The following is a 26,648-nucleotide window of genomic DNA, read 5'->3' on the forward strand; positions in this document are numbered from 1 at the left end:
CCCACACCGCTCCACCTCTGACAGATTCCGATGGCTGTTGGTAGGTGTCGACCTTGGTCGACACGGTAGATCCACGCCATGCGTGGATTCTTTTCGATTCCAATTCGAAATATTCGATTCCGATGGAGATTCATCCACGCATGGCGTGGATCTACGACAGATCGCAGAAATCTGTCGAAGGCGGGGTGGGTCCGGTTGCGGGAGTGTCCGCGGCATGGATGCCGCGGCCAAGCCCCCAGGGACGGGTTTACGGCGTCTCCCGCAACCGGACCCACCCCGCCATCCCACGGATTGCCCGCTTTTGACGTTGACGTTGACGTTGATTCAGCGGGTGCAGGGCTGCAAGCCCTGCCGATAAACCCTCTCCTGCGACCGTTCGTCGCACGAGCAACCCTGGACCCGCATCTACACTAGCGGGGTGACCCGCCTGTCCCGCCCGCAGCGCCTTCTGCTCCAGCTCGCCGTCCTGGCGACGCTGTTGATGGTGCTTGCGCCACTGGTCAGCCGCGCGCTGCAGGCGCCGCCGATGGAGTACGCCGCGATGGCAGGCATGGACCACGCCGCCATGGGCCATGACATGCACGGCATGACCATGGCCGGGCACGATCGGCACGGTGCTGCGCCGGCAGCGCCCAACCGCCCCGCCGACCCCCACGCCATGCACGGCGAAGCCTGCGAATACTGCGTGCTGGCCATGCGCCTGCTGCCGTGGCTTGCAGTGCTGGTGCTGCTGTTGCCGCTGCTGTGGCGGCCGCGCCTGGTGTTCCCGTGGTCGCAACAGGTGCTGCCGGCACTGCGTTGGCCGGCGCACGCCGCTCGTGGGCCACCGCGCCCCGCCATCGTCCGCTGATGTCCCTATCGAATCTGCCGCACGACGCCTGACCGGGCGCCGTGCGCGCGTGCGTACTTTGGAGCTGTTCCGATGAAAATGACTTCCCGCCCCGCGGGCGCCTGCGCGCGCCTGCCGGTTGCCCTGGGCCTGGCCGTGGCCGCGTCACTGGCCCATGCTGCGCCTGCCGAGCAGGCGCGCACCCTCGACACGATGGTGGTCACCGCCGCCGCACCGTCCTCGCCGCTGCACTGGGTGACCGATCCGCGCCTGCCGCGGCAGCCTGTGCCGGCCAGCGACGGTGCCGATTACCTGAAGACCGTCCCCGGCTTCTCCGCCATCCGCAATGGCGGCACCAACGGCGACCCGGTGCTGCGCGGCATGTTCGGTTCGCGGCTGAACATCCTCAGCAACGATGGCAACCTGATCGGTGCCTGCCCGTCGCGCATGGACAACCCGCTGTCCTACATCGCACCGGAGAGCTTCGACCGGCTGACCATCATCAAGGGGCCGCAGAGCGTGCGCTGGGGTGCGGGAGCCTCGGCCGGCACCGTCCGTTTCGAGCGCGATACGCCGCGCTTCGACGAACCGGGGCTGCGTGCCGATGCCAGTGCGCTGGCTGGTTCGCGCAACCGCAATGACCAGGTGCTGGACCTGACCCTGGGCCATCCGACCGGCTACGTGCGCGCCAGCGGCAACCGTTCCGAGGCCGATGACTACAAGGACGGCCACGGTGATGTGGTGCCGTCGAAGTGGCGCAAGTGGAACGGTGACGTGGCCATTGGCTGGACGCCGGATGCCGACACGCTGCTGGAAATCTCCGCCGGTGTCGGCGATGCCATCGCGCGCTACGCCGGGCGCGGCATGGACGGTGCTGCGTTCGAACGCACCAGTTATGCCGCGCGCTTCGAGAAGCGCAACCTGCCCGGTGCGTGGGATACGTTGCAGGCCAACGTGTACTACAACGAAGCCGACCACGTGATGGACAACTACACGCTGCGCACGCCGAACCCGCACAGCATGATGCCGATGCCGATGGCCTCGAACGTGGACCGCCGTACCCAGGGCGGCCGGGTCAGTTCCGAGTGGCGCTGGCAGGACGTGCAGCTGGTGGCCGGTGTGGATGGCGAAGACAGCCGCCATCGTGGCCGCATGGGCATGGGCCGCGACACCTACCGCCAGGCCGCCTGGGAGACCGATGCCAACTTCCGCCGCTACGGCGTGTTCACCGAGTTGACCCTGGGCGCCGGCACCGACCAGCGCTGGATCAGTGGCCTTCGCATCGACCGTGCCAGCGCCCGCGATGAGCGGCAATCGATCCGCGGCATGATGGGCAACCGGCCCAATCCAAGCGCCGGGCAGACGCGCAAGGAATGGCTCGGCAGCGGTTTCCTGCGTTACGAGCAGGACCTGGCCGATGGCCTGACCTGGTACGCCGGCCTCGGTCACAGTGAGCGCATGCCCGACTACTGGGAGCTGTTCTCGCCCAACCATGGCCCGGCCGGTGCAGTGAACGCGTTCACCGGCGTGCAGCCCGAGCGCACCACCCAGCTCGACGTCGGCCTGCAGTACGAGGGGCCGCGCGTGCAGGTGTGGGTTTCGGCGTACGCCGGGCAGATCCAGGACTACATCCTGTTCACCTACCACGGCAGCGGCATGATGGGCATGAGCCAGGCCCGCAACGTCGATGCGCGCATCGCCGGTGCCGAAGCCGGGCTGGAAGTGAGCCTGGCCGAGCAGTGGAAGCTGGGTGGCACGCTGGCCTATGCCTGGGGCGAGAACCGCGACCAGCAGCGTCCGTTGCCGCAGATGCCACCGCTGGAAGCACGCCTGAGCGCGAACTGGGAAGGCGAGCGCTGGAGTGCCGGTGCGCTGCTGCGCGCGGTGACCCACCAGCATCGCGTCGCCGATGGCCAGGGCAATGTGGTCGCGCAGGACCTGGGGCCGAGTGCCGGCTTCGCCACCTTCGGGCTCAACGCAGCCTACCGCTTCAGTTCGCAGCTGCAGCTCAGTGCGGGCGTCGACAACCTGTTCGACCGCGCCTACAGCGAGCACCTGAATCTGGCCGGCAGCGCCGACTTCGGTTTCCCGGCCGATCCGGTGCGCATCAACGAGCCGGGCCGCAGCCTGTGGATGAAGGTGAACTACCGGTACTGATCCGCCGGGTGAAAAAAACCGGGGCCGGATCCCCGCCAGGATCCGTCCCCGCCCGACGCCCTCTGCCGGGCAGCTTCGACTCTACGATGGCAACGCCTGCGGTGCACGGCTGGATACACCTCGACACATGCCGACACCGCTGCTGCCAGCCTTGCACGGAACGGGTTCACGGCGCTATCGCGACGCCGGTTCCACGCCGGTAAACGCTTGGCACATATCGCTTCTGCGGGCGCTTGCCTACACTCGGCGGCCGTGGATCACTCAGGACCGTTCATGTTGGCTCGCATCGCTTCGACCCTGGCCCTTGGCCTCTGCCTGGCCGTGCTGGCCGGGTGCGCGGGCAAACAGGAGGCCGCCGCCCGTCGGCAGGGAGAAGCGGTGCCGGTCACCGCCCAGGTCGTGCAGTCCACGCAGTGGAACGACACGCTGCAGGCACTGGGTACGGCCAAGGCGCGCGAATCCATCAGCGTCACCGCCAAGGTCAGCGAGATCGTCGAGAAGGTGCACTTCGAAAGCGGCCAGCATGTTGCTGCCGGTGCGCCGATCGTAACCCTGCGCGGGCAGGCCCAGGAGGCCGCGCTGGTGCAGGCGCAGGCCACCTTCCATGAGGCCGACCAGCTGTACAAGCGCCAGCGCGAGCTGGCCGCGCAGCGGCTGGTGTCCAGCGCCACGCTGGATACGCAGAAGTCGATCCGCGATGCCGCCGAGGCGCGTGTGGCGCAGATGCAGTCGGACATCGGTGACCGTCGCGTGCGTGCGCCGTTCGCCGGTGTGCTCGGCATCCGCCAGGTCAGCCCGGGCACGCTGCTGACGCCGACCACGGTGATCGCCACGCTCGATGACATCGAGCACATGCACATCGATTTCCAGGCGCCAGAAGTGGAGCTGGCCGCGCTGGGCGTCGGTGACAAGGTCAGTGCCACCAGCGTGGCGTGGCCGGGCCGTACTTTCGAGGGCGTGGTCAGCACCATCGACGCACGCATCGATCCGGCCACCCGCGCGGTGACCGTGCGTGCCGACTTCGCCAACGGTGACCATGCCCTGCGCCCGGGCATGCTGCTGGACGTGCGCCTGTTCCACCCCGAGCGCCCGGCGCTGGTGATTCCGGAAATCGCCGTGGTGCAGGTCGGTCGCGATACCTTCGTGTACCGCATCACCGCCGACGACAGCGTCGAGCGCGTGGACGTGATCACCGGCGCACGCCGTGCCGGCGTGGTCGAGATCAAGCAGGGCCTGGAAGCGGGCCAGCGCATCGTGGTCGATGGCACCGGCAAGCTGCGCCCGGGCCTGAAGGTCGCGGCCAAGGATGCGGCACCGGCCAGCGGTGCGAAGCCGGCTGACGCGCCGGCGCCTGTCGCGGCAGAGGGCCACGGCGGATGAAGCTGTCCGACATCTCCATCCAGCGGCCGGTGTTCGCCGTGGTGATGAGCCTGCTGTTGCTGGTGCTGGGCGTGATGTCCTTCACCCGCCTGACCCTGCGCGAACTGCCCGCCATCGATCCGCCGATCGTGTCGGTGTCGGTGGACTACACCGGCGCCTCGGCGGCGGTCATCGAAAGCCGCATCACCCAGGTTCTGGAAGATGCACTGGCTGGCATCGAAGGCATCGATACGATCAATGCGCGCAGCACCAACGGCCGCTCGCAGGTCAGCATCGAGTTCACTTCCAACCGCGATATCGAAGCGGCGGCCAATGACGTGCGCGATGCGGTCAGCCGTGTCGCCGACCGCATGCCGGAAGAAGCGCGGCCGCCGGAAATCGCCAAGGTCGAAAGCGATGCCGATCCAATCATCTGGTTCAACATGGTCTCCTCGACCATGGACACGCTGGAACTGAGCGACTACGCCGACCGCTACGTGGTCGACCGCTTCTCCAGCCTCGACGGCGTGGCCCAGGTCCGCATCGGCGGCCGCCAGCGCTACGCGATGCGCATCTGGCTGGACCGCGACCAGCTGGCCGCACGTGGGCTGACCACCGGCGACGTGGAAACCGCACTGCGCAACGAGAACGTGGAACTGCCGGCCGGCCGCATCGAGTCGACCGACCGCGATTTCACCCTGCGCGTGGAGCGCAACTACATCAAGCCGGAAGACTTCGCGACCATCCCGCTGGGCAAGGGCCGCGATGGCTACGTGGTGCGCATGGGCGACGTGGCGAAGATCGAACTGGCCTCGGCCGAGCGCCGCGCCTACTACCGCAGTAACGGCGAGCCGGGCATCGGCCTGGGTATCGTCAAGACCTCCACCGCCAACTCGCTGGACGTGGCGCGCACCGCGCGCGCTGAAGCCGAGCGGGTGGCGCTGTCGCTGCCCAAGGGCACGCAGATCTTTGTTGCGTTCGACAACACCACCTTCATCGAAGCCGCCGTGGACCGCGTCTACGCCACGCTGGTGGAGGCGATGATCCTGGTGCTGGCGGTGATCTGGCTGTTCCTCGGCAGCTTCCGTGCCGCACTGATTCCGGCGGTGACCGTGCCGGTCTGCCTGGTGGCTGCGTTCATCGCACTGTATGCGTTCGACTTCTCGATCAACCTGCTGACCCTGTTGGCACTGGTGCTGTGCATCGGTCTGGTGGTGGACGATGCGATCGTGGTGGTGGAAAACGTGCAGCGCCGCATCGACCTGGGCGAGCCCCCACTGGTGGCCTCCAAACGCGGTACCACGCAGGTTGCCTTCGCGGTGATCGCCACCACCGCCGTGCTGGTGGCGGTGTTCCTGCCGGTCGGTTTCCTGGAAGGCAATACCGGGCGCCTGTTCCGCGAACTGGCGGTGGCGCTGGCGGCGGCGGTGGCGCTGTCCGCATTCGTAGCGCTGACGCTGACGCCGATGATGGCCTCCAAGCTGCTCAAGCCGCATACCGGACAGGCACCGCGTGGCCTGCATGGCTTCATCAACCGCAATCTGGAGCGCCTGGCCTCGGGCTATGGCCGCGTGCTCGACCACCATGTCGACCGCACCTGGATCTACCTGCTGGTGATGGTGGCCGCACTGGCTGCCAGCTGGGGCCTGCTCAAGCTGCTGCCGTCGGAGCTGGCGCCAGCCGAAGACCGCGGTTCGTTCCAGATCATGATCGACGGCCCGGAGGGCGCCGGCTACGACTACACCGTGCAGCAGGTGCAGCAGGTGGAAGCGATGCTGGCACCGCATGTCGGCCCGGACAAACCCATCGTGCGTGCCAACCCGCGCGTGCCGGGCGGCTGGGGCGCCAGCGAGGAAATGCACACCGGCCGCGTCAGCATCTTCCTGCAGCCGTGGCGCCAGCGTAGCGAGGGCACGCCGGATGTGGCCAATGAGCTGCAGAAGGAACTGGACACCATCCGCGGCGTGCGCGTGCGTACCCAGGTCGGTGGTGGCCTGGTGCGCAGCGGCGGGCAGCCGTTCCAGATCGTGCTGGGCGGGCCGGAGTACGCCGAGATCGCGCAGTGGCGCGACCGCATCCTGCTGCGCATGGCCGACAATCCCGGCCTGGTCGGCCCGGACTCGGACTACAAGGAAACGCGGCCGCAGATGCGGGTCAACATCGACCGCCAGCGCGCGGCCGACCTCGGCGTGCCGGTCACCGCGATCGGATCGGCGCTGGAAACCATGATGGGTTCGCGCCGCGTCACCACCTTCGTCGACAACGGCGAGGAGTACGACGTGCTCGTGCAGGCCGGTCGCGACGGCCGCGCCAGCCCGGCCGACCTGGCTGCGATCCGCGTGCGCGCGACTTCCGGCGAACTGGTGCCGCTGTCCAACCTGGTCACGCTGAGCGAAGTGGCCGAGGCCGGCACCTTGAACCGCTTCAACCGCCTGCGCTCGATCACCATCAACGCTGGCCTGGCGCCGGGGTATCCGCTGGGTGAGGCCATCGCCTGGGCGCAGCAGGTCACGCGTGAAGAGCTGCCGCAGTATGCGCAGGTGAACTGGAAGGGCGAATCGCGCGAGTACCAGAGTGCCGGTGGCGCAGTGCTGCTGACCTTCGCGATGGCCCTGCTGGTGGTCTACCTGGTGCTGGCCGCGCAGTTCGAAAGCTTCATCCACCCGCTCACCATCATGCTGACCGTGCCGCTGGGTGTGCTCGGTGCGCTGGTCGGCCTGTGGGTGAGTGGCGGCACGGTGAACCTGTTCAGCCAGATCGGCATCGTCATGCTGGTCGGCCTGGCCGCGAAGAACGGCATCCTCATCGTCGAATTCGCCAACCAGCTGCGCGACGACGGAAGAACCGTGCGCGAGGCGATCATCGAATCGGCGATGGTGCGCCTGCGCCCGATCCTGATGACCTCGATCGCCACCGTGGTCGGCGCGATCCCGCTGGTGGTGGCCGGTGGCCCCGGTTCGGCCAGCCGTGGCACGATCGGCATCGTGATCATCTTCGGCGTGACCCTTTCGACCTTCCTGTCGCTGTTCGTGGTGCCGGCGTTCTACGCGCGGCTGGCCCCGTACACCCGTTCGCCGGAAGCGGTGAAACGCGAGCTGGAGAAGCAGGAAGCGGAATCGCCCTCGGTGGGTGGCCATGCCTGATCCGACCACGTTGCTGCGGGGCGATGGCTTCCAGCTGCGCCCCTGGCGCGCGGATGATCTGGAATCGCTGCTGCGCCATGCCAACGACGCCGAGGTGTCGCGGGGCCTGCGTGATCGCTTCCCGTACCCGTACACGCGCGGGGATGGCGAGGCCTTCCTCGCCGGCCGCGTACTGGCCCCCGGCACCCTGAACCTGGCCATCGAGATCGACGGCCAGGCCTGTGGCAGTGTCGGCGCCCAGCAGGGCGTGGCCGAGCGCGGTCATATGGCTGAACTTGGCTACTGGCTGGGCCAGGCCTACTGGGGCCAGGGCCTGATGACCCGCGTGGTCGGCCTGTTCGCGCCGTGGGTGATGGACGAACTGCGCCTGTTCAGGCTGCAGGCCGGGGTGGTCGACTTCAACCTCGGCTCGGCACGGGTGCTGGAAAAGAACGGCTTCCAGGAAGAGGGCGCGGATCGCTGCGCGATCTACAAGCGGGGTGAGCTGCACGACCTGCGCCGCTTCGCCCGGGTACGCACGCAGCTGCCCTGAGCGCGCGGGCTGGCCGCTGTAGAGCCGATCCCATGCTCGGCTTGGGCCCCTGACGGCAGCCGAGGATGGGCTCGGCCCTGCAAAACAGCGCTACCGCAGCGGCCTTCGATCAGGGAGAATCGACCGGTCCCCTCCAGCCGACGGGACGTCCTTACAACCCGCCGACTGGAGAGAGCGCGCGTGGAAGCTACCGTACATTTCATCAACAGCATCATCTGGAGCAAGGCGCTGATCTTCATGTGCCTGGCCGCCGGCCTGTTCTTCAGCCTGCGCACGCGCTTCATGCAGATCCGTGGTTTCGTCGAGATGTGCCGCCTCACCGTCAAGGGTGAGAAATCCGACGCTGGCGTGTCCTCGTTCCAGGCCCTGGCCATGTCGATGGCCGGCCGCATGGGCATCGGCAACATCGCCGGCGTGGCCACCGCCATCGCCTTCGGCGGCCCCGGTGCCATCTTCTGGATGTGGGTGATGGGCTTCCTCGGCGCGTCCACGTCGTATGTGGAATGCACCCTGGCGCAGATCTACAAGACCAAGGACGCCGAAGGCCGCTACCGCGGTGGCCCGGCGTATTACATCGAAAAGGCCATGGGCCTGAAGTGGTACGCGCTGGCCTTCGCCATCGCCACGATCATCGCTGCCGGCTTCCTGATGCCGGGCGTGCAGGCCAATGCCATCGCCGACAGCATCATCAACGCCTGCCGTGGCACCGCGCTGTGCGGTCCGCTCGATGGCCAGGCTTTCGGCATGGAGTCGGTGCAGGCGCTGAAGCTGGGCATCGGCATCGTGGTCGCGCTGCTGCTGGGCGTGGTGATCTTCGGTGGCGTCAAGCGCATCGCCAACTTCGCCGAAGTGGTGGTGCCGTTCATGGCCGCCGGCTTCATCCTGATGGCCATCGTCATCATGATCATCAACTACGACCGCGTGCCGGAAATGTTCGGCATCATCTTCAAGAGCGCCTTCGGCACCCACGCCGCGTTCGGCGCGATGATGGGCCTGGCAGTGGAGTGGGGCATCAAGCGCGGCATCTACGCCAACGAAGCCGGCCAGGGCTCGGGCCCGCATGCTGCAGCCGCCTCGGAAGTCTCGCACCCGGCCAAGCAGGGCTACGTGCAGGCCTTCGCCATCTACTTCGACACCATGATGGTGTGCACCGCCACCGCGTTCCTGATCCTGGCCAGCGGCACCTACAATGTGTACTCGCCGGTGCCCGGCGCCGCGCCGATCTTCCAGGGCCTGGCCGGCATCCCGGAAGGCGCAGGCTACGCGCAGGCCGGCGTTGAAGCCGTGCTGCCGGGCTGGGGCTCGGCGTTCGTGTCCATCGCCATCTTCTTCTTCGCCTTCACCACCATCATGGCGTACTACTACATGGCCGAGACCAACCTCAGCTATGTGAACCACAACAAGAAGCGCCCGCTGACCGTGCTGCTGCTGCGCCTGGGCATCATCGGCATGGTGGTGTTCGGCGCGTTCCATAACGCCACCCTGGCCTGGGCGCTGGGTGACATCGGCGTGGGCCTGATGGCCTGGCTGAACATCATTGCCATCCTCATCATCCAGAAGCCGGCCATGCTGGCCCTGCGTGATTACGAACGACAGAAGAAGCTCGGCCTCGATCCGATCTTCGACCCCGATGCCCTGGGCATCAAGAACGCCGATTTCTGGCGTCAACGCAAGCTGGAGTTGTCCCGTAGTGAATGATCCCTGGAAGAACGCCCGCCGCCCGTCGTCGCGACCGCCGCGGGCCACCCCGCTGCCACCGCGTGAGGGCGGGACCCCGCCACCGCCGGGGCGTGGCAACGACGAACTGCGCCTGTATGGCTGGAACGCCGTGCAGGCCCTGTTCGCCAAGCGCCCGCAGGCGCTGCGCAAGCTGTACCTGGTGGACGCGCTGATTCCGCGCATGCAGCCGGTGCTGAAGTGGTGCGTGGCCAACCGCGTGGGCTATCGCGTGGTGGAAGAGGGCGATCTCAACAAGCTGGCCGCTACCACGCACCACGAAGGCCTGGTGGCCGACGTGCTGCGCGCGCCGGTCGTGCCGCTGGCGCAGTGGCTGGCGGATCTGGGCGAAGGTCCGGCGCTGGCGTTGTGGCTTGATGGTGTCGGCAACCCGCACAACTTCGGCGCGATCCTGCGCTCGGCCGCACACTTCGGGGTCAAGGTGCTGCTGCTGCCGGCCGGCAGCACGCTGGCGCTGTCCGGTGCCGCCGCACGCGTGGCCGAGGGCGGTGCCGAGGCGGTGCCGCTGGTGCAGCTGCCGGAGACCGCGGAGGCGATGGCACAGCTGCGTGCGGCCGGCTTCGGGCTGGCCGCGACCCTCGTTGATGGTGGCGACGACGTGTTCCGTGCGTCCCTGCCGGAACGGCTTGTGTACGTGATGGGCGCTGAAGGCGAAGGCATGGACCGTGGCCTGGCGAGCCAGTGCGATCTGCAGGTCTCGATTCCCGGCAGTGGTGCGGTGGAAAGCCTCAACGTGGCCTCGGCCACGGCGGTTTTGCTGGCACAGTGGGCAAACCGCCGCAGCTGAGTGGCGCCCGGTGGGTGCGAAATCTGCCTTGGTGGGTGCGAACCTTGGTTCGCACCGCTCCTGCCGCTTCACTCGCCGGGCATGGCCCGGCGTTACCGATGCGGGATCTGCCGTGGTGGGTGCGAACCTTGGTTCGCACCGCTCCCGCCGCTTCGCTCGCCGGGCATGGCCCGGCGCTACCGCATCACTCGTTCGGTGGCGTGGTCGCCTTGGCTTCGCTGCCGAAGTTGCCATCAGCCTCCGCCGCCAGGTACGCGAACACGGTATACGCAGCCACGTTCTGCGCCAGCGCCTTCGGATCGATCTTGTCCAGCGTGTCGTCGGCGGTGTGGTGCAGGTGGAAGTAGTCCGAACCATCCTGCGCCAGCCATGCCCACGCACCGCCCTTGGCGGCCAGCGGGCCGACGTCCGGGCCCGGGCCACCCTTGTCGGCCTGGTACTCGATGCCCAGCGGCTTCATCACCTCGGCAATCTGCTTGGTCGCTTCGCGCGAGCCTTCCGGATTCGGCGAACCGGTATTGAAGGCGTAGATGCGGCCGGCGCCGAAGTCGCTCTCCGCAGCCAGCTGGTGCAGGGCCACGTCCTTGGCGTGCGCTTCGGCGTAGGCCTTGCCGCCGTACAGGCCCTGTTCTTCGTTGGCGAAGGCGACCACACGGATGGTGCGCTTCGGCGCCTGCTTGAGCAGGCCGATCAGGTGGCCTGCGGCCATGGTGATGCCCACGCCCGCGCCGTCATCCACCGCGCCGGTGCCCAGGTCCCATGAATCCAGGTGACCACCAATCACCACCACTTCCTTCGGCAGGCTGCGGCCGGTGATCTCACCGATCACGTTGTACGAGGTGGCGGTGCCATCCCAGCCGCAGTCCAGCGCGACCTTCACCGTAGTGCTGCCACGGGCCAGCAGGCGCGCCAGCTGGTCGGCATCGGGCACCGACAGCGCCGCCGACGGCACCGGCGTCAGGCCATCGTCAAAACGGGTGATGCCGGTGTGCGGCACGCGGTGCGAGTCGGTACCGGCCGAGCGCATCAGGAAACCGACTGCGCCCTTGCGGATCGCTTCGGACGGGCCCTTGCTGCGGATCGCGCCGCCACGGCCATAGTCGCGACCATCGCGGAACGGCAGCATCTGGTAATCGACGAAGGCAATCTTGCCCTTCAGCGAACCGGCCGGTGCGGCCTGCAGTGCGGCCAGGTCGGCGAAGCGCACCACTTCCGCTTCCACCGTGCCGCCCGGGCTGCCGCCCAGTGCGGTGATCTGCAGCGGCTGCGGGTTTTTGCCGGTCACTGCGGCGTGCTCACTGCGGCGTTCCCACTTCGGGAAGGTCACCGGCTCCTTCCAGACTTTGTCGAAACCGAGTGCCTTGAACTTGGCCTCGGCCCAGGCCACGGCACGGGCGTCAGCCTCGCTGCCGGCAATGCGCGGGCCGATTTCGGTGGTGAGCGATTCGACCACCTTCCAGCCGGTGTCATCGGCCAGCGCCTGGTCGCGCAGCTGTGCGGCGGTGGCCAGCGACGCCGGGGGCAGGGTGGTGGTGTGCGGCGCCGCGAAGGCCGGGGCGGCCAGCAGGGCGAGGGAGGATGCGATGGCAAGGACGCGGCGACGCATGGACAGCTCCGGGAAGGGACCAAGCCTTGGAGCTTAACAGTCGTTCAGCCCGGCGCATGGGCGGGAGGTCATGGCTGGCGCGGATGCTGTTTTCCGCCAGATGCAGCAAAGCGAAAGCCCCGCCGGGGCGGGGCTTTCGCCTGCTTCTGCGGTAGCGCCGGGCCATGCCCGGCGAGCGCAGCGGCAAGATGGCGTCCCGCCGGGCATGGCCCGGCGCTACCACCTTATTTCTTCAGGCTGTCGCGGATCTCGCGCAGCAGCACCACTTCCTCGGCCGGCGCTGCCGGTGCCGCTTCCTTCTTGCGCGACAGGCGGTTGATCACCTTGATCACCAGGAAGATGGCGAAGGCCACGATCACGAACTGGATCAGCGTATTGATGAAGTCGCCGTAGCCGATCACCACCGCCGGAATCTCCTTGCCATCCGGCCCGATGCGGGCCGGCGACAGCGTCCACGCCAGCTGCGAGAAATCCACCTTGCCGATCAGCATGCCCAGCGGCGGCATGATGATCTTCTCGACCAGCGCCGTCACGATCTTGCCGAAGGCCGCGCCGATCACCACGCCGACGGCGAGGTCGATGACGTTGCCGCGCATCGCGAATTCCTTGAACTCGGTGAGCATTCCCATTGTTGTTTTTCTCCGGTGGGGGAAGTGGACAGCGCGCAGGGTAGCGCAGGTGATGTCAGCCGGCGATCACACCGTGGCGCTCGGCCACGTTTTCCAGGCGGGCACTGAAGCGGTCGCCGGGCTTCAGTGCGGCCACACCGGACGGGGTGCCCATGAACACCAGGTCGCCGGCACGCAGCTGCCACAGCTTGGACAGCTCGTGCAGGATCTCCGGCACGTTCCAGATCATCTGGTCCAGCAGCGCCTGCTGGCGCACCTCGCCGTTGACCTCCAGCGACAGGTTCAGCGCGGCCAGGTCGCCCACTTCCTCGGCGTGGACGATTTCGCTGATCGGCGCGGAGGCATCGAAGCCCTTGGCCGCGTCCCACGGGTGGCCCTTGTCCTTGGCGGCGGCCTGCAGGTCGCGGCGGGTCAGGTCCAGGCCCACGGCGTAGCCGTAGACCAGTGCATCGGCATCGGCCACGGCCAGCTCACCGGCAGGTGCATCGCGGCCGATCGCCACCACCAGTTCCACTTCGTGGTGCAGGTTGGCAGTCGCCGGCGGGTAGGGGATGGCATCGTCGTGGCCGACCACGATCGCATCGGCCGGCTTGCTGAAGAACATCGGGCGGCCGCGGTCATCGGCCGCCGGCACCGCTGCGCCCATTTCGCGGGCGTGGTCGGCGAAGTTGCGGCCGACGCAGTAGATGCGGTGCACGGGGAAACTGCCGCCACCGGCTACCGGCACACGCGGCAGGGCTACGGCAGGGATCACATCGGAGACATCGGACATGCGGGCATCCAGAAAGGGCGTGCCCGCAGTCTAGAACGCATGGCGCCCGCCGTCAGCGGGCGCGGATGGCGTAAGTCAGCGCGAGACCGGCAACACCGGCTTGCGCACCACGCGGTACTCGCCCTCGACCACGGTCGGGTCGACCGGACGCGCGGCACCCGGCTTGCGCGAGGCCAGCAGCTTCCACGCCAGGCCGACCATGATCATCGCCGCACCAACAAACACGCCGATGAACACCATCGCGGCCAGGATCGCCAGGCCAAGCAGGCCCACGGCAACGCGCACCAGCGGGTGACGCGGCTTGCGCGGCGCGAACAGGGTGCGGAACTGGTTGAAGGCGGATGCGCGATTGAACATGGCGGCTCGATAGGCTGGGATCAGCGAAAACAGAGTATCGGGACGCGCCACTGTCATTGAGTGAAAAACTCGTTAAATATAGCCTGTGCTTATTACGGATCAATGACTTGTGTTCATGTCGCAGCCAGTCACCTGAGTGGGCATGCGACAATGCGGGTTTACTGTCCGAGCCTTCGCCATGACTGCCGCTGCTTCCCTGATCGCCCTTGATGCCATTGCCGATGGCGCGTTTGCCGAGGTCGAAGCGGTGGTGGATGGCGATGCCGAATCGCTGGTGCTGTACCGCGACGGCGCGCAGGTGCGTGCCTTCCTGAACATCTGCCCGCACGCCGGCCGACGCCTGGACTGGGCCCCGGGCCAGTTCCTGAAGAGCCGCGAAGGCCACCTGGTCTGCGCCGCGCACGGCGCCTCGTTCGCGCTGGACAGCGGCGACTGCATTGCCGGCCCGTGCAAGGGCGACCGCCTGCGCGCCGTACCGGTGGACGTGCGCGACGGGCAGGTTTACCTGGCCTGATGTAACCGGTGCGCGAACCAAGGTTCGCACTCACAGGATCAATGGGGATCCAGAGATTCATCCACGCATGGTGTGGATCCACCGTGTCGACCAAGGTCGACACCCACCAGAGCAGAACGCCGACAGCTCGCGGAAAACTGTCGAAGGCGGGGTGGGTCCGGTTGCGGGGGCGTGAGCCGCATGGATGCGGCGACCGAGCTTACAGGGACGTACTTGCAGCGTCCCCCGCAACCGGACCCACCCCGCCATCCCACGGAATGCACGCATTTGACGTTGCCTTGGCTTGAAGCGGGTGCAGGGCTGCAAGCCCTGCAATCCCAAACCACTCAGTACAGCGTGCGCTCCGGCGCGCCCGCCGGCGGCGGGGTGTACTGGTACAGCCAGGTCTCGGTGAGGGTCTTGCCGCCACTGCGCAGGAACAGGCGGATGTCGATCTGCTCGGTGCTGCCTTCCGGCGGCACCAGGTCGAACATCGCGCGGTAGCCGTTGATCTCGCGCAGCGGGCGCGCCGACACGATCTCGACCCGGCCACGGCTGGCTTCCACCACCGCCTCGACCTCGCCCTTGTCGATCAGCCTGGCCAGTTCGCCGCCTTCGAAGTCCACCGCAAAGCGCCAGCTGAAGTACTCGCGCTTCTTGCCGACCACGCCGCCCAGGCCGGTGCGGCTGGCCACGCAGTGCGCCAGCGGCGGCCGTGCCGGCGGTTCGGCGCCCCAGTACAGGCGATAGCCGACCAGCAGCTCCTGGCCCGGCTGCGGTTTTTCCTTCGGGTTCCAGAAGGCGACGATGTTGTCGAAGGTCTCGTCCACGGTGGGAATCTCCACCAGCTGCACCGAACCCTCGCCCCACTCGCCCTTCGGCTCCACCCACAGGCACGGGCGCTTCTCGTAGAACACGCCGTCGTCCTGGTAGTGGTCGAAGTTGCGGTCGCGCTGCAGCAGGCCGAAACCGCGCGGGTTGCGGTCCACGAACATGTTGAAGCGCAGGTTGCGCGGGTTCAGCAGCGGCCGCCAGATCCATTCGCCGGCACCGGTCCACAGCGACAGGCCGTCGGTGTCGTGGATCTCCGGGCGCCAGTCCCACGCCATGCGGCGGTCGTTCTCGCCCACCTGGTACATGCTGGTGCACGGAGCGATGCCCAACCGCTCGATCGCCTTGCGCGGGTACAGCGCACTGTCGATGTCCATCAGCAGCACGTCGCCGTTGGTGATCGCGAAGCGATAGGCGCCGGCAACGCTGGGCGAATCCAGCAGGCCGTAGACCACGATCGTTTCCGAATCGGCCGACGGCTGTTCCAGGTAGTAGGCGATGAAGTCCGGGAATTCCTCCGGCTTGCCCATGCCGGTGTCGATCGCCAGGCCACGCGCCGACTGGCCGTACTGGCCCTCCTTGCCAACGGCGCGGAAGTAGCTGGCGCCGAGGAAGGCGGCGAAGTCGCGGTCGGTGTCCTTGCGCGTGTTCAGGCGGAACCCGGCGAAGCCCAGATCGGCCGGCAGCTCGCCGTCCTTGATCCCGCTCTTGCCGTAGTTGAACGCCGCGCCATCATAGGCCAGCTCCTGCGCCTTGCCGTCGACCACGTCGAACATGCGCACCGGCGAGTGGAAGTACAGGCCCAGATGGAAGAACTTGGCCTGGAACTTGCCCGGCTGGTCGGCCCACAATGCATGGTCCTGGCGGTAACCGATCGACTGGTACTGGTCCCAGTCCAGGCCTTCCAGGCGGCCCGGCAGCACCCGCTTGTGGCTCTTGTAGGGCGCCTGTGCCAGCGCGCGCGCCTGGCCCTTCAGGGTGGCGAAGTCGAACGGCTGCGGCTGGCCGAGGCGGCGCAGGCCCATCTGACCGCTCCTGCTGGCCGCGCACGCGGGCAGGGACGGCAGGCCGAATGCAGCCAGGGCGAGGGAGGCATTGCGGATGAAGTCGCGTCGTTGCATGCAGGCGCGTCAGGCATAGAGGGAAGGTCGGCCATCATAGGCAGACAAACGTTAACGGGCAGCGGAGACGTCCCCTGCCCGTTCAGCTGCCGCTGGCCGCCCGGCTCAGCGCTGGCAGTGGCTGCACCAGACACTGGCGCGCTGGCCGATGGTGGCGTGCTTCAGCGCGCGGCCACAGTTCGGGCACGGCAGGCCATCGCGGCCGTATACCAGCAGCTCCTGCTCGAAGTAGCCCGGCGCGCCATCCGGGCTGATGAAGTCGCGCAGCGTGGTGCCACCACGGGTGATGGCGTAGCCGAGGATCTCCTTCACCGCGTCGGCCAGCCGCTGGTAGCGCTCGCGCGAGACCTTCCCGGCCTCGCGCAGCGGGCTGATGCCGGCCTTGAACAGGCTTTCAGCGGCGTAGATGTTGCCCACGCCCACCACTACCGCCTGGTCCATCAGGAAGGTTTTCACCGGCGCACTGCGGCCCCGGCTGCGGGCGAACAGGTAGTCGCCGTCAAACACGTCGTCCAGCGGTTCCGGGCCCAGCCCCTGCAGCAGCGGGTGGACTTCGCCGGCCGGCTGCCAGAGCAGGCTGCCGAACCGACGCGGGTCGTTGAAGCGCAGCAGGCGGCCGTTGTCCAGGCTGATGTCGACGTGGTCGTGGGCGCGCAGCGGGGTATCTCCAGGCAGCACGCGCAGGCTGCCGGACATGCCCAGGTGCAGCACCGCGCTGCCGACGGCGGTGTCCAGCAGCAGGTACTTGGCGCGGCGACGGATCTCCTCGATGCGCTGGCCCGGCAGCAGCTCGGCCACTTCCGGCGGAATCGGCCAGCGCAGATCGGCCCGGCGCAGGATCACGCCATGCACGCGACGACCCTGCAGGTGCGGCGCCAGGCCGCGGCGGGTGGTTTCTACTTCGGGCAGTTCAGGCATGAGCCGATTCTACGCCCGCTCAGCGTGGCGGCGCCGCCAGTTCACGGGCATCCAGGACGCCATCACCGTTGGCATCCTGCGTGTGGAAGCGCTTCACGATCACCTGCCGCTGCTGCTCGCGGCTGATCGCCCTGCCCTTGCCACCGGGCAGCTCCTCGGCCGTCAGCACGCCATCACCATTGCGGTCCATGCGGTCGAAGGCATACAGCATCCACTGCACATACTCGGATTCACTCACCCGGCCGTCGCCATCGCTGTCCATCCGCTGCAGATAGCTGGCGGTATCGGTGACCTGGGCCAGCGCCGCACCCGGCAACAGCGCCACCAGCAGAAGTCGGTACCTTGCCCTCACGCGCCCACCAGGCTGTAGCCCTTCAATCGCGCGGCGTAGGCCTGCAGCGCGGCAATGCCACTTTCCTCGGCCTCGCGGCACCAGGCCTGCAGCTGATGCAGGCGCTCGGCCGCATCGTGGCCGCGCGCTTCCAGCAGCGCGGCCAGGCGCCCCCGGTACTCGACCAGGGTGCGGATGCGCGGCCGTTGTGCCACCCATGCGCTGAGCTGGGCGCGGCTGTCCGGCTTCAACCAGCGGCCATCATTGACCAGGCCACGGCGCAGACGGCGCGGCAGCAGGCGGCGCAGCTTGGCCCCGGCGTGAGCGGCTTCCTCGCGCAGGGCCGGCATGAACACATTGCGCTGGTAATCGGTCATCGCCTGGAAGCGGTGCGACAGCAGCGCCTTCAGGGTTTCGGCATCGGGCACCGCGATGTTCGGGCGTACGTCCATGGCCGGTGCAACGCGAAGCACCTTGGCCAGGCGCAGCGCCTGCAGCAGGCGGATCGCGCTCCAGCCAATGTCGAACTCCCAGCGCCGCATCGCGAAGCGCGCCGAGCTGGGGAAGGCATGGTGATTGTTGTGCAGCTCCTCGCCACCGATCCAGAACCCCCACGGCGTGAGATTGGTGGAGGTATCGGCGGACTCGTAGTTGCGGTAGCCCCACCAGTGGCCCAGGCCATTGACCACGCCGGCTGCCCAGAACGGGATCCACGCCATCTGGACCGCCCACAGGGCCACGCCGGGCAGGCCAAACAACACGGTATTGATCGCGAACAACAGCACCGGCCCCAGCGTGGCATGCGGGGTATACAGGCGGCGCTCGATCGCATCATCCGGGGTGCCGCGCCCGTACTGCTCGATGTCCGCGCGCTGGCCGCGCGCTTCGCGGTACAGCTCCACGCCATGCCAGAACACCTTGCCGATGCCACGGGTGACCGGGCTGTGCGGGTCGTCCTCGGTCTCCACCTTGGCGTGGTGCTTGCGGTGGATGGCCACCCATTCGCGGGTGATCATCGAGGTGGTCAGCCACAGCCAGAAGCGGAATACATGGGCCAGCGCCGGGTGGAAGTCGACCCCGCGATGGGCCTGGCTGCGATGCAGGTACAGGGTCACCGAGAAGATGGTGATCTGGGTGAAGACCAGCAGCACCGCCAGCATCGCCCACCAGCCCAGGCCGAGCACACCACCGGTCAACAGGGACATCAGGGCATCAGGCATGGCAGCGCTCCGGATCGACGCGGGGATGGCAGACATCATGGGCGCTTGCGTTGCAAACTGCATCCCTGCGGCGGTGCTTCGCATCGCCATCCGTGGCACCGTTCACAGTTGGGGACCCGAGTTGTCGAGCCTTGATCCACGCGCCAGCACCATGACTGCGGCCCCGCCCATCGCGGAGCTGCCCCCGTTGATCGAACTGGACCGCGCCACCGTGGTGCGCGGCCAGGTGAAGGTGCTGCACGGGCTCAGCCTGCGCATTGCACAGGGCCAGCACACCGCCCTGCTCGGCCCCAACGGCTGCGGCAAGTCGACCTTCATCAAACTGATCACCCGCGAGCTGTACCCGCTGGCGCAGGGCGACGGCTCGGTGGCAGTGAAGGTGCTGGGCCAGAACCGCTGGCAGGTGGACCGGCTGCGCTCGCAGCTGGGCATCGTCACCGGCGACCTCAGCAGCAACCTCGCCGACATGCCGGGGCTGACCGTGGAGCAGGCCGTGCTGTCCGGCTTCTTTGCCAGCTACGTGGTGCCCGCCTTCCGCGAGGTGACCGCCGACATGCGTGCACGCGTCGGCGAGACACTGGCGATGACCGGCGCGCTGTCCCTGCGTGAACGTGCCTACGCCGAGCTGTCGGCCGGCGAGACCCGCCGCGTGCTGATCGCCCGCGCGCTGGTCAATCGGCCACAGGCACTGCTGCTGGACGAACCGTCCACCGGGCTGGACCTGGTCGCTCGCGAACAACTGGTGGCAACCATGCGGGTGCTGGCGCAGCAGGGCATCACCCTGGTGCTGGTGACCCACCACATCGAAGAGATCATTCCCGAGATCGAGCGGGTGGTGCTGCTGCGCGATGGCCGTGTGCTGTCCGACGGCACCCGCGCCGAGCTGCTGCGCAACGAACCGCTGTCGGCGGTGTTCGGTGGCGCGATCACCGTATGCGAGCAGGAAGGCCGGCTGACCGCGTACGCGGGATGATCGACATGCCACTGTAGAGCCGAGCCTATGCTCGGCTGCTCCTGGCCGCGGGGAACGGCAGCCGAGCATAGGCTCGGCTCTACAGAAAACGGTGCAACGGGCCGGAACCCGGCCAGCTGCACCCTTGCTCAGAACTTCAACGCCAGCGCGCGCGACTCGATCGGTGCCATCCGGCTCTGGTCCTGCAGCTGCAGGTCGCGCAGCTCGTACGGCGCACCAAAACCAGCCGGCAACGCGGCCTGGCCGAACGGCAGCACCAGCTGGCCTGCGCCCGGGCCATCGAACCACGCCGCCGCGTGCGCCTGTGCAACCGGCTTCAGCTGGCCATCGCGGGCAGTGGCATACAGCGTGCCACGCGCCTCGTAGCGGCCCGCTGCAGCCACCTGCAGCGGCAGCGCCACCTGGCGGTTGACCGCATCCGGTGCCGCTTGGCCGCTGAAGCGCGCGGTCGGCCGTGCCACCGCGAAGGCCACCTTGCCATCGCGCAGCACGCCATCGGCCTGGGCGAACACCTGCAGTTCCCACAGCCCCTGCACGGTGCCGACGTCGGCCGGGATCCGCACCTGCACGCGCAGGGCACCATCGGTGGTGCGCAGCAGGCGCTGCGGCCAGCTGCGGCCGTCCGGCGCAACCAGCAACGCTTCACCGCCCAGGCTGCCGCGGCGCGAGGCCATCTGCGCGGTGGTGGCACCGTCTTCCAGCAAGCGTGCCTGCAGCTGCACGTTGCCACCGGCCAGCACCTGCGCCTGGTTGGCCTGCACTTCCAGCCGCAGCGGGCTGTTCGGCTCCAGCACCTGCACCACGTAGCGGCCCTGTGCCTGCGTGCTCTGCAGCGTGTACGCACCGGCCGCACTGGTCGCGCCGGTGCGCAGCATGCTGCTGCCATCGCTCACCGGCATGCCGGCCTGCTGCAGCGCGCGCGCGTCGACACTGCGCGCCACGCTGCTGCGGCCGGCCGGGTCGCGCACCTGCAACGTGTTGGCCGGCACTGCACGCGCGCCTTCGGCCGGACTCAGCTGGATCACCGCATCGGCAGCGGTCAGCGGCAAGTCCACGCCGCGCTGCAGCTGCGTACCATCGACCTGCTGCCAGTAACTGCGGCTGACCGAGGCATACGGCGTGGCCGCCTGCAGCGGTTGGGCCGGGTCCAGCGCCCAGGCAAAGGACAACGGCGCGTGTTCGCTTTCATCGGCGGGCAGCGGCGCGGCCACCAGGGCGGCAGGCACCTGGTCGCCTGCACGGGCGGCCTGCAGCGGCTGCGCGGCCTGCGCTGCGGAAAGGGACAGCACTGCCAGGACGGCGCCGGCCAGCAGGGTAGATTGAATCGTCATGGTCGTCTCCCTCACTGGGTCAGGTCGTTGCGCAGCAGGGTGCCGAGGCCGAAGCACTCGCGGCGGCTCTGGTTGTGGCTGAGCGGTTCGGCGCCCTGGGTACGCGCCTTGTCGGTGAACCAGGTGGTGCCGGCGGCCTTCTGGCTGCTGCACTCCAGGAAGCCATCGGAGCAGGACGACAGCCAGTTCTGGGTGAACTCCAGGCCGACATTGGCGGCGTAGCCACCGCAGTAGCTGTTGCTGTCCCACACCGCCGATTCCACGTCGCTGCCGACCACCGCACGGAACGGCTTGGGCAGGGCGGGACGGCCTGCGGTGCCGTACAGGTTCTGCGCATTGTAGGTAGCCATGCTCGCCACCTGCTGCTGGCGCACCGCGTCGTTCTTGTAGCCCAGCAGCCAGCCCAGCGAGGTTTCGAAGGTGTTGCCGTTGAGCACCGCATCGGCCAGCGGCGTGCCGGCCGAGGACGGCGCCAGCGCGGTGACCTTGCGCACCGTGCGGATGATCTTCGGGTAGCGGCTGTCGTAGGTCGGGTTGGACAGGATCCAGCGCACCACGTTGCCGCCGTTGGAATGGGTGATCACCACCAGCTGGGTGATGCCGCGGCTGTCGATGAAGCGGGTCAGCTGGTTGGCCAGGCAGCCGGCGGCCTCCGGCTTCCACATGTACTGGGTGAAGTCGCAGTTGATGACCACATAGTTGCTGCTGTTCGGCAGGCCCTGGCGCACGGTGTCGATGATGGCCGGCTGCCAGTAGTCCTGGGTGGCGTTGGTCTGCGCGCCGGTGCCATGCACGAAGGCCACGCCGACCACGTCGGCGGCCTGTGCCGGAGCGGCTGCCAGCCCGAGGAGCAGGGCCAGGACGGTACTTCCTGTTGCGGTGCTGCGCATCGCTTCTCTCCCTCTGTCTGCGGATCCCCCCGACCCGGCTGGAACTGACGGCTCCTGGTGCGTGCCGTTGTGCCGATGCTCGCGGCGCAGTCGCGTGAAAGTCCGTGCGCTGCGCCCGGATTCAGGAGACTGACGTCACTTGATGACGCTTTTGATACTGCTGCGATGACCATGCCGGGTCTGGCCATATGACCGATGGCCACTGCGGTGTCGTATTCGGGCTGCGATCATGGCGCGTTGTTTTCTCTCCCGGAGCCTGTCCATGTCGCTGATTTCCCACCCTGCCCGCCCGCTGCTCGGCCTTGCCGTCATCGCGGCCCTGGCCGGTTGTGCCGCCACCGCCGCCAAGCCGACCGCCGTCGAAGCCAACATCACCACCAAGGCGGTGGGCTATCTGGACAAGAGCGCGGTACCGGCCAGCCTGGACCTGGTGCCGGCACCGCCGGTGGCCGGTTCGGTCGCCCTCGCCCTGGACGAACAGGTCAGCCGTGAAGCCCGCGCGCTGCGTGGCAGCCCGCGCTTCGCCCAGGCCGGTGTCGATGCGGAACTCGGCTTCCCCGAAGGCGCCAACCACTTCTCCTGCGCCGCCGACATCGACGTCGACGCGGTGAAGACTCCGGCGCTGTACCGACTGCTGGAGCGCAGCCGGATCGACGCCAGCGCGGCGACCAAGGCTGCCAAGAATCACTACCAGCGCCCGCGCCCGTTCATGGTCGATGGTGAGCCGACCTGCTCGCCGAAGGACGAGGACGGCCTGCGCAAGAACGGCTCCTACCCCTCCGGCCACACCTCGATCGGCTGGGCCTGGGCCCTGATCCTGTCGGAGATCGCACCGGATCGCGCCGATGCCATCCAGGCCCGCGGCCGCAACTACGGCGAGAGCCGCCTGGTCTGCAACGTGCACTGGCAGAGCGACATCCTCGAAGGCCGCTTCATGGGCGCCGCCGCGGTGGCCCGCCTGCATGACAACGCTGCGTTCAACAAGGATCTGCTGGCCGCACGCAAGGAGATCGAAGCGGCGCGCAAGGCTGGTCGGCACTCCAGCCGCGACTGCGCCACCGAGAATGCGGTGCTGAAGGTGCGCCCGCAGAGCGCGCTGTAAGCCACGCCTCTGTAGAGCCGAGCCATGCTCGGCTCTACAGGAAGCAGGAAACAGAAGGGCCGGCATTGCGCCGGCCCTTCTTCATTGCATTACCGCAGCCACCGCATCAGAACTTCGCGGTGAACTCCACGCCCCAGGTCCGCGGCTCGTTGAGGAAGCCGGTCAGGTTGTTGAAGTCGATCGCACCGACCACGCGGGTCTGGTTGGTCAGGTTGCGGCCGAACACCGCCACGTCGTACTGGCCGTAATCCCAGTTGTAGCCCAGGCGCAGGCCGCCTTCCAGCGAACTACGGCCGCGGAACTCCGGCGACTCGTAGATGAAGAAGTTCACCGCGCTGCGGTAGGCCCAGTCGGTGTAGGCATACAGCTCACTGCCATCGCTGAGCGGGAAGCCCACGCGCAGGGTCGCGTTGTGGATCCACTTCGGCGCCTGCGGCAGCGGGTTGCCGTTGACCAGCGCATAGGGCTTGCCGCCGATCATAGTGATCGGGTCGGTAACAGTGCAGCCACCACCACAGACCGCCACCGCCAGATCCTTGTCCTTGATCTCGGTGTCGTTGTAGCTGCTGCCGAAGGTCAGCAGGACGTTGTCGGCCAGGTAGGCTTCCAGGTCCAGTTCCACGCCCTGGCCGATGGTCTTGTCGGCGTTGAGCAGGGTGGCGGTGTTGTTGGTGCCACCCACGGCGATCAGCTGCTGGCCGTCAACGTTGTAGCGGAACACGCTCAGGCCCAGGCGCGCGCGGCGCTCGAACAGGTCGGCCTTGATGCCGGCTTCGTACGAGATCACCTTCTCCGAATCGGCCTGCGACAGGCCGGGCGCGAAGGCCAGGCGGCCCTGGATCGACGGCGCACGGAAGCCCTTGGCCACGCGGGCGTAGGCATTCACGTTGTCGGTCAGCTTGTAGACGCCGCTGACATCCCAGCTGACGTCGTTGACGTCGGTGTTGGCCAGGTACGGGCCACTGACCGGGGTGCCGAACGGAAGAACGGCCTGCAGCACGCTGGCGTTGAAGTCCTTCTTGTCCTGGGTGTAGCGCACGCCGGCACGCAGCTTGAAGCGGTCGGTGACATCGAAGTCACCCGAGGCAAACACCGCCCATGCCTTGTTGCGCTGGTTCTGCACCACATGGCCGGTCTGCGGGTTGCCCGGCTTCAGCGAGTTGTAGTTGAAGTTGTTGATGGTCACGTCTTCGTCGAAATAGAAGACGCCGGCCTGCCAGTCGAAGCGGCCCCATTCGTTGGATTCGACGCGGAATTCCTGCGTCCACTGGCGGTGGTGCGGCAGGCCGTCGGCCGACTCGGACGAGAACGGGATGAAGCCCGGCCCATAGTTGCCAGCGCCCAGCGATGCCTCGCCGTAGCCACCGTCGATGTCACCGCGGTTGAGCGATTCAGCGGTTTCATAACCGGTGATCGAGTGCAGGGTCACCGAGCCGAGGTTCCACTGCAGGCGCGCGCTGCCGCCCCAGGTTTCCAGATCGGAGAAGTTGACGCCGTCGTTGGCCACCTTGTCGCGGTCGAAGTTCTCGACCAGGCCGTTGCCACCCTTCTGGATGATGTTGGCGCGGAACAGGCGCGCGGTACCGTTGAGCTTGCGCTTGTGCAGGTTGAACAGCGCTTCGAAGTCATCGCCTTCGTACAGGAACTGCACGCGGCCGGCGGCTTCGTCATAGCCTTCGAAACCGCTGTTGGGCGCACCGGCGCGGGTGTTGTCGACCCAGTCGTCGCGGCGCTGGTAGATGGCCGAGACGCGTGCCGACCAGCGATCGGTCAGCGGGCCGCCGTAGGCACCCTGCACATTCCAGCTGTTGTAGCTGCCATAGCCCACGCGCACGTAACCGTCGGCATCCTGCGACGGGCGCGCCGAATCGAACTTGACCACGCCGGCCGGGGTATTGCGGCCGAACAGCGTGCCCTGCGGGCCGCGCAGCACTTCCACGTTGGCCAGGTCAAACAGCGGGAAGCCCTTCAGCAGCGGGCTTTCCTGCACCACGTCGTCGTACACCAGCGACACCGGCTGCGACGCATTGAGGTCGAAATCGGTGTTGCCCAGGCCGCGGATGTAGAAGCGCGGGAAGGCACGGCCGTAGGACGACTCGATGTTGAGGCTGGGCACGCGCGCGGCCAGGAAGCGGATGTCATCGCCCGCAGAACCCAGCACATCGAGCTTCTCGCCCTGGATCGCGCTGATCGCGACCGGCACGTCCTTGGCGTTCTCAACGCGCCGCTGCGCGGTCACCTGCAGGGCATCGAGGGCAACCGGATCCTTGGCAGCGGGAGTTTCCTGGGCGGCTGCTACCAGCGGCAACAGGGCGGAAAGAGCGGCAACGAGGGGGCGCGCGACCGGAAGGCGGCCACGGGAAGTGCGGGTCGGGGACATGGCGGTAGGCTGTGTTTGGAGGGGTGGTAAAACGGCGCTACCAGATAATTGTTGCAATACAGCACCTGCCCCGCAAATGCCTGCCGTTCATGGCCCCGTCGCCCCGGCCCCCCGCGTGCTCGCTAGACTCGCGGTTTACCAGCCCTGCGGAGCCGCCGCGATGACCCAGTGGTACTTCCATGCCTCCGCCCAGGCCGAGCGTATCGGCCCGCTTGATGACGAGGCCGCGCGCCGCTACGCCCAGGCCAACCCGCGCTCCCTGGCCTGGTGCCAGGGCATGAGCGGGTGGACCTCGATCGCCGAGGTGCCCGAACTGCAGTCCGCGGCCCCGGGCATGCCGAACACCCCGCCGCCGGTCCCCGCCGCTGCCAGCAGCCGCGCCGACGACATCGAGTTCCGCATCGTCGGCCATGAAATGCAGTTCGTGGAAATCGAGCTCGACCCCGGTGAGAGCGCCATTGCCGAGGCCGGCGCATTGATGTTCAAGGACGCCACCGTGCAGATGGATACGGTGTTCGGCGCCGCCAACGGCGACCAGGGCGGCGGCTTCATGGGCAAGGTGATGGCCGCCGGCAAGCGCGTGCTGACCGGCGAGAGCCTGTTTGCCACCGTCTACACCCAGAGCGGCCACGGCAAGGGCAAGGTCGCCTTCGCCGCCCCCTACCCCGGAACCGTACTGGCAATGAAGCTGGACCAGCATGGCGGCCGCCTGATCTGCCAGAAGGACAGCTTCCTGGCCGGCGCGCGCGGCGTGCAGATCGGCGTGCAGTTCCAGCGCAAGATCATGACCGGCCTGTTCGGTGGCGAAGGCTTCATCATGCAGAAGCTGGAGGGGGACGGCTGGGTGTTCATCCACGCCGGTGGCTGCGTGGTCGAGCGCGAGCTGGCCGCAGGTGAGCGACTGGACGTGGATACCGGCTGCGTGGTGGCCTACCACCCGACCGTGGACATGGACGTACGCCGGGTCACCGGCATCAAGAGCATGCTGTTCGGAGGCGAGGGCGTGTTCCTGGCCACGCTGACCGGCCCGGGCAAGGTCTGGCTGCAGTCGCTGCCGTTCTCGCGCCTGGCCGGGCGCATGTGGATGGCGGCGCCGCAGGGCGGCGGCCAGAGCCGCGGCGAAGGCTCGGTGCTGGGCGGCCTGGGCCGG

The 26,648-nt window shown here is 67.8% G+C and carries 22 protein-coding genes; 11 read left to right on the top strand and 11 right to left on the bottom strand.

The window, feature by feature from the left end:
• The first annotated feature begins 418 nt into the window (after window positions 1–418).
• The 7 genes from N5D45_RS20775 to N5D45_RS20805 all read left to right on the top strand — a co-directional run bounded on the left by N5D45_RS20775 (window position 419) and on the right by N5D45_RS20805 (window position 10,544).
• A complete protein-coding gene (locus N5D45_RS20775; RefSeq protein ID WP_071306359.1) occupies window positions 419–850 on the top strand; it encodes a DUF2946 family protein in 432 nt (143 codons plus the stop codon).
• 72 nt (window positions 851–922) lie between these two features.
• A complete protein-coding gene (locus N5D45_RS20780) occupies window positions 923–2,986 on the top strand; it encodes a TonB-dependent copper receptor (RefSeq protein WP_279939546.1) in 2,064 nt (687 codons plus the stop codon).
• 273 nt (window positions 2,987–3,259) lie between these two features.
• On the top strand, window positions 3,260–4,366 hold the full coding sequence (locus N5D45_RS20785; RefSeq protein WP_279939547.1) for an efflux RND transporter periplasmic adaptor subunit: 1,107 nt from the start codon (window positions 3,260–3,262) through the stop codon (window positions 4,364–4,366).
• A complete protein-coding gene (locus N5D45_RS20790) occupies window positions 4,363–7,488 on the top strand; it encodes an efflux RND transporter permease subunit (protein WP_010481452.1) in 3,126 nt (1,041 codons plus the stop codon). The genes N5D45_RS20785 and N5D45_RS20790 overlap by 4 nt, the downstream gene beginning before the upstream one ends.
• Window positions 7,481–8,020 carry a GNAT family protein gene (locus N5D45_RS20795; RefSeq protein WP_279939549.1) on the top strand — a complete coding sequence of 180 codons (540 nt, stop codon included), beginning with the start codon at window positions 7,481–7,483 and terminating at the stop codon, window positions 8,018–8,020. The genes N5D45_RS20790 and N5D45_RS20795 overlap by 8 nt, the downstream gene beginning before the upstream one ends.
• A gap of 180 nt (window positions 8,021–8,200) precedes the next feature.
• On the top strand, window positions 8,201–9,718 hold the full coding sequence (locus N5D45_RS20800; RefSeq protein ID WP_010481454.1) for an alanine/glycine:cation symporter family protein: 1,518 nt from the start codon (window positions 8,201–8,203) through the stop codon (window positions 9,716–9,718).
• Entirely contained in the window at window positions 9,711–10,544 is an 834-nt protein-coding gene (locus N5D45_RS20805) for a TrmH family RNA methyltransferase (RefSeq protein WP_057504324.1), read from the top strand. Before N5D45_RS20800 ends, N5D45_RS20805 begins: the two co-directional genes overlap by 8 nt.
• Before the next feature lie 184 nt (window positions 10,545–10,728).
• Here N5D45_RS20805 and N5D45_RS20810 read toward each other — a convergent pair whose 3' ends face one another.
• The 4 genes from N5D45_RS20810 to N5D45_RS20825 form a co-directional block, all read right to left on the bottom strand.
• A complete protein-coding gene (locus N5D45_RS20810) occupies window positions 10,729–12,150 on the bottom strand; it encodes a M28 family peptidase (protein WP_049481710.1) in 1,422 nt (473 codons plus the stop codon).
• A 224-nt stretch (window positions 12,151–12,374) separates the two neighbouring features.
• Window positions 12,375–12,779, bottom strand: coding sequence for a large-conductance mechanosensitive channel protein MscL (gene mscL, locus N5D45_RS20815; RefSeq protein ID WP_010481458.1), 405 nt, complete (start codon window positions 12,777–12,779; stop codon window positions 12,375–12,377).
• A gap of 55 nt (window positions 12,780–12,834) precedes the next feature.
• Window positions 12,835–13,551 carry a fumarylacetoacetate hydrolase family protein gene (locus tag N5D45_RS20820; RefSeq protein ID WP_019660190.1) on the bottom strand — a complete coding sequence of 239 codons (717 nt, stop codon included), beginning with the start codon at window positions 13,549–13,551 and terminating at the stop codon, window positions 12,835–12,837.
• Between the two features lie 75 nt (window positions 13,552–13,626).
• Window positions 13,627–13,908: a hypothetical protein gene (locus N5D45_RS20825; protein WP_010481462.1), complete on the bottom strand. Its 282-nt coding sequence runs from the start codon at window positions 13,906–13,908 to the stop codon at window positions 13,627–13,629.
• Between the two features lie 178 nt (window positions 13,909–14,086).
• Between N5D45_RS20825 and N5D45_RS20830 the strand changes: the two genes are divergently transcribed.
• Complete coding sequence (locus N5D45_RS20830; protein ID WP_010481464.1) at window positions 14,087–14,422, top strand: Rieske (2Fe-2S) protein; 336 nt, start codon at window positions 14,087–14,089, stop codon at window positions 14,420–14,422.
• 326 nt (window positions 14,423–14,748) lie between these two features.
• Here N5D45_RS20830 and N5D45_RS20835 read toward each other — a convergent pair whose 3' ends face one another.
• From N5D45_RS20835 to N5D45_RS20850, 4 genes are all read right to left on the bottom strand, one after another.
• Window positions 14,749–16,353, bottom strand: coding sequence for a glucan biosynthesis protein D (locus N5D45_RS20835; protein WP_032965460.1), 1,605 nt, complete (start codon window positions 16,351–16,353; stop codon window positions 14,749–14,751).
• Between the two features lie 105 nt (window positions 16,354–16,458).
• Window positions 16,459–17,271: a bifunctional DNA-formamidopyrimidine glycosylase/DNA-(apurinic or apyrimidinic site) lyase gene (gene mutM / locus N5D45_RS20840; protein WP_010487344.1), complete on the bottom strand. Its 813-nt coding sequence runs from the start codon at window positions 17,269–17,271 to the stop codon at window positions 16,459–16,461.
• 19 nt (window positions 17,272–17,290) lie between these two features.
• Window positions 17,291–17,623 (bottom strand): hypothetical protein, encoded by a 333-nt coding sequence (locus N5D45_RS20845; RefSeq protein WP_019338125.1) that lies wholly within the window; start codon window positions 17,621–17,623, stop codon window positions 17,291–17,293.
• A complete protein-coding gene (locus tag N5D45_RS20850) occupies window positions 17,620–18,822 on the bottom strand; it encodes a fatty acid desaturase (RefSeq protein ID WP_057504121.1) in 1,203 nt (400 codons plus the stop codon). Before N5D45_RS20850 ends, N5D45_RS20845 begins: the two co-directional genes overlap by 4 nt.
• Window positions 18,823–18,973: 151 nt before the next feature.
• Between N5D45_RS20850 and N5D45_RS20855 the strand changes: the two genes are divergently transcribed.
• Window positions 18,974–19,795: an ATP-binding cassette domain-containing protein gene (locus N5D45_RS20855; protein WP_057504122.1), complete on the top strand. Its 822-nt coding sequence runs from the start codon at window positions 18,974–18,976 to the stop codon at window positions 19,793–19,795.
• 128 nt (window positions 19,796–19,923) lie between these two features.
• Here the strand turns inward: N5D45_RS20855 and N5D45_RS20860 are convergent, their stop codons facing one another.
• Both N5D45_RS20860 and N5D45_RS20865 read right to left on the bottom strand, forming a co-directional pair.
• Window positions 19,924–21,126 (bottom strand): DUF4785 domain-containing protein, encoded by a 1,203-nt coding sequence (locus N5D45_RS20860; RefSeq protein ID WP_279939550.1) that lies wholly within the window; start codon window positions 21,124–21,126, stop codon window positions 19,924–19,926.
• An 11-nt stretch (window positions 21,127–21,137) separates the two neighbouring features.
• Complete coding sequence (locus N5D45_RS20865; RefSeq protein WP_049453901.1) at window positions 21,138–22,016, bottom strand: hypothetical protein; 879 nt, start codon at window positions 22,014–22,016, stop codon at window positions 21,138–21,140.
• Between the two features lie 262 nt (window positions 22,017–22,278).
• Between N5D45_RS20865 and N5D45_RS20870 the strand changes: the two genes are divergently transcribed.
• The gene (locus N5D45_RS20870) at window positions 22,279–23,118 is read left to right on the top strand and encodes a phosphatase PAP2 family protein (RefSeq protein ID WP_279939551.1); all 840 of its coding nucleotides are present in this window, start codon (window positions 22,279–22,281) and stop codon (window positions 23,116–23,118) included.
• A 106-nt stretch (window positions 23,119–23,224) separates the two neighbouring features.
• On the opposite strand, the gene N5D45_RS20875 is transcribed toward N5D45_RS20870, so the two are convergent.
• Window positions 23,225–25,498 carry a TonB-dependent receptor gene (locus tag N5D45_RS20875; protein ID WP_197657420.1) on the bottom strand — a complete coding sequence of 758 codons (2,274 nt, stop codon included), beginning with the start codon at window positions 25,496–25,498 and terminating at the stop codon, window positions 23,225–23,227.
• Between the two features lie 160 nt (window positions 25,499–25,658).
• Here N5D45_RS20875 and N5D45_RS20880 point away from each other — a divergent pair.
• Window positions 25,659–26,648 (top strand): TIGR00266 family protein (locus N5D45_RS20880; protein ID WP_279939552.1); only part of this gene is annotated, 990 nt, incomplete at its 3' end.

Source organism: Stenotrophomonas sp. GD03819 (genome assembly GCF_029841665.1).
Classification (GTDB): Bacteria; Pseudomonadota; Gammaproteobacteria; order Xanthomonadales; family Xanthomonadaceae; genus Stenotrophomonas; species Stenotrophomonas geniculata.

Excerpts from the sequence above, each read along its gene's own strand:
- N5D45_RS20780 (WP_279939546.1), top strand. The coding sequence starts at position 923 with ATGAAAATGACTTCCCGCCCCGCGGGCGCCTGCGCGCGCCTGCCGGTT.
- N5D45_RS20785 (WP_279939547.1), top strand. The coding sequence starts at position 3,260 with ATGTTGGCTCGCATCGCTTCGACCCTGGCCCTTGGCCTCTGCCTGGCC.
- N5D45_RS20790 (WP_010481452.1), top strand. The coding sequence starts at position 4,363 with ATGAAGCTGTCCGACATCTCCATCCAGCGGCCGGTGTTCGCCGTGGTG.
- N5D45_RS20795 (WP_279939549.1), top strand. The coding sequence starts at position 7,481 with ATGCCTGATCCGACCACGTTGCTGCGGGGCGATGGCTTCCAGCTGCGC.
- N5D45_RS20810 (WP_049481710.1), bottom strand. The coding sequence starts at position 12,150 with ATGCGTCGCCGCGTCCTTGCCATCGCATCCTCCCTCGCCCTGCTGGCC.
- mscL (WP_010481458.1), bottom strand. The coding sequence starts at position 12,779 with ATGGGAATGCTCACCGAGTTCAAGGAATTCGCGATGCGCGGCAACGTC.
- N5D45_RS20820 (WP_019660190.1), bottom strand. The coding sequence starts at position 13,551 with ATGTCCGATGTCTCCGATGTGATCCCTGCCGTAGCCCTGCCGCGTGTG.
- N5D45_RS20825 (WP_010481462.1), bottom strand. The coding sequence starts at position 13,908 with ATGTTCAATCGCGCATCCGCCTTCAACCAGTTCCGCACCCTGTTCGCG.
- N5D45_RS20830 (WP_010481464.1), top strand. The coding sequence starts at position 14,087 with ATGACTGCCGCTGCTTCCCTGATCGCCCTTGATGCCATTGCCGATGGC.
- N5D45_RS20835 (WP_032965460.1), bottom strand. The coding sequence starts at position 16,353 with ATGCAACGACGCGACTTCATCCGCAATGCCTCCCTCGCCCTGGCTGCA.
- mutM (WP_010487344.1), bottom strand. The coding sequence starts at position 17,271 with ATGCCTGAACTGCCCGAAGTAGAAACCACCCGCCGCGGCCTGGCGCCG.
- N5D45_RS20850 (WP_057504121.1), bottom strand. The coding sequence starts at position 18,822 with ATGCCTGATGCCCTGATGTCCCTGTTGACCGGTGGTGTGCTCGGCCTG.
- N5D45_RS20855 (WP_057504122.1), top strand. The coding sequence starts at position 18,974 with ATGACTGCGGCCCCGCCCATCGCGGAGCTGCCCCCGTTGATCGAACTG.
- N5D45_RS20860 (WP_279939550.1), bottom strand. The coding sequence starts at position 21,126 with ATGACGATTCAATCTACCCTGCTGGCCGGCGCCGTCCTGGCAGTGCTG.
- N5D45_RS20865 (WP_049453901.1), bottom strand. The coding sequence starts at position 22,016 with ATGCGCAGCACCGCAACAGGAAGTACCGTCCTGGCCCTGCTCCTCGGG.
- N5D45_RS20870 (WP_279939551.1), top strand. The coding sequence starts at position 22,279 with ATGTCGCTGATTTCCCACCCTGCCCGCCCGCTGCTCGGCCTTGCCGTC.
- N5D45_RS20875 (WP_197657420.1), bottom strand. The coding sequence starts at position 25,498 with ATGTCCCCGACCCGCACTTCCCGTGGCCGCCTTCCGGTCGCGCGCCCC.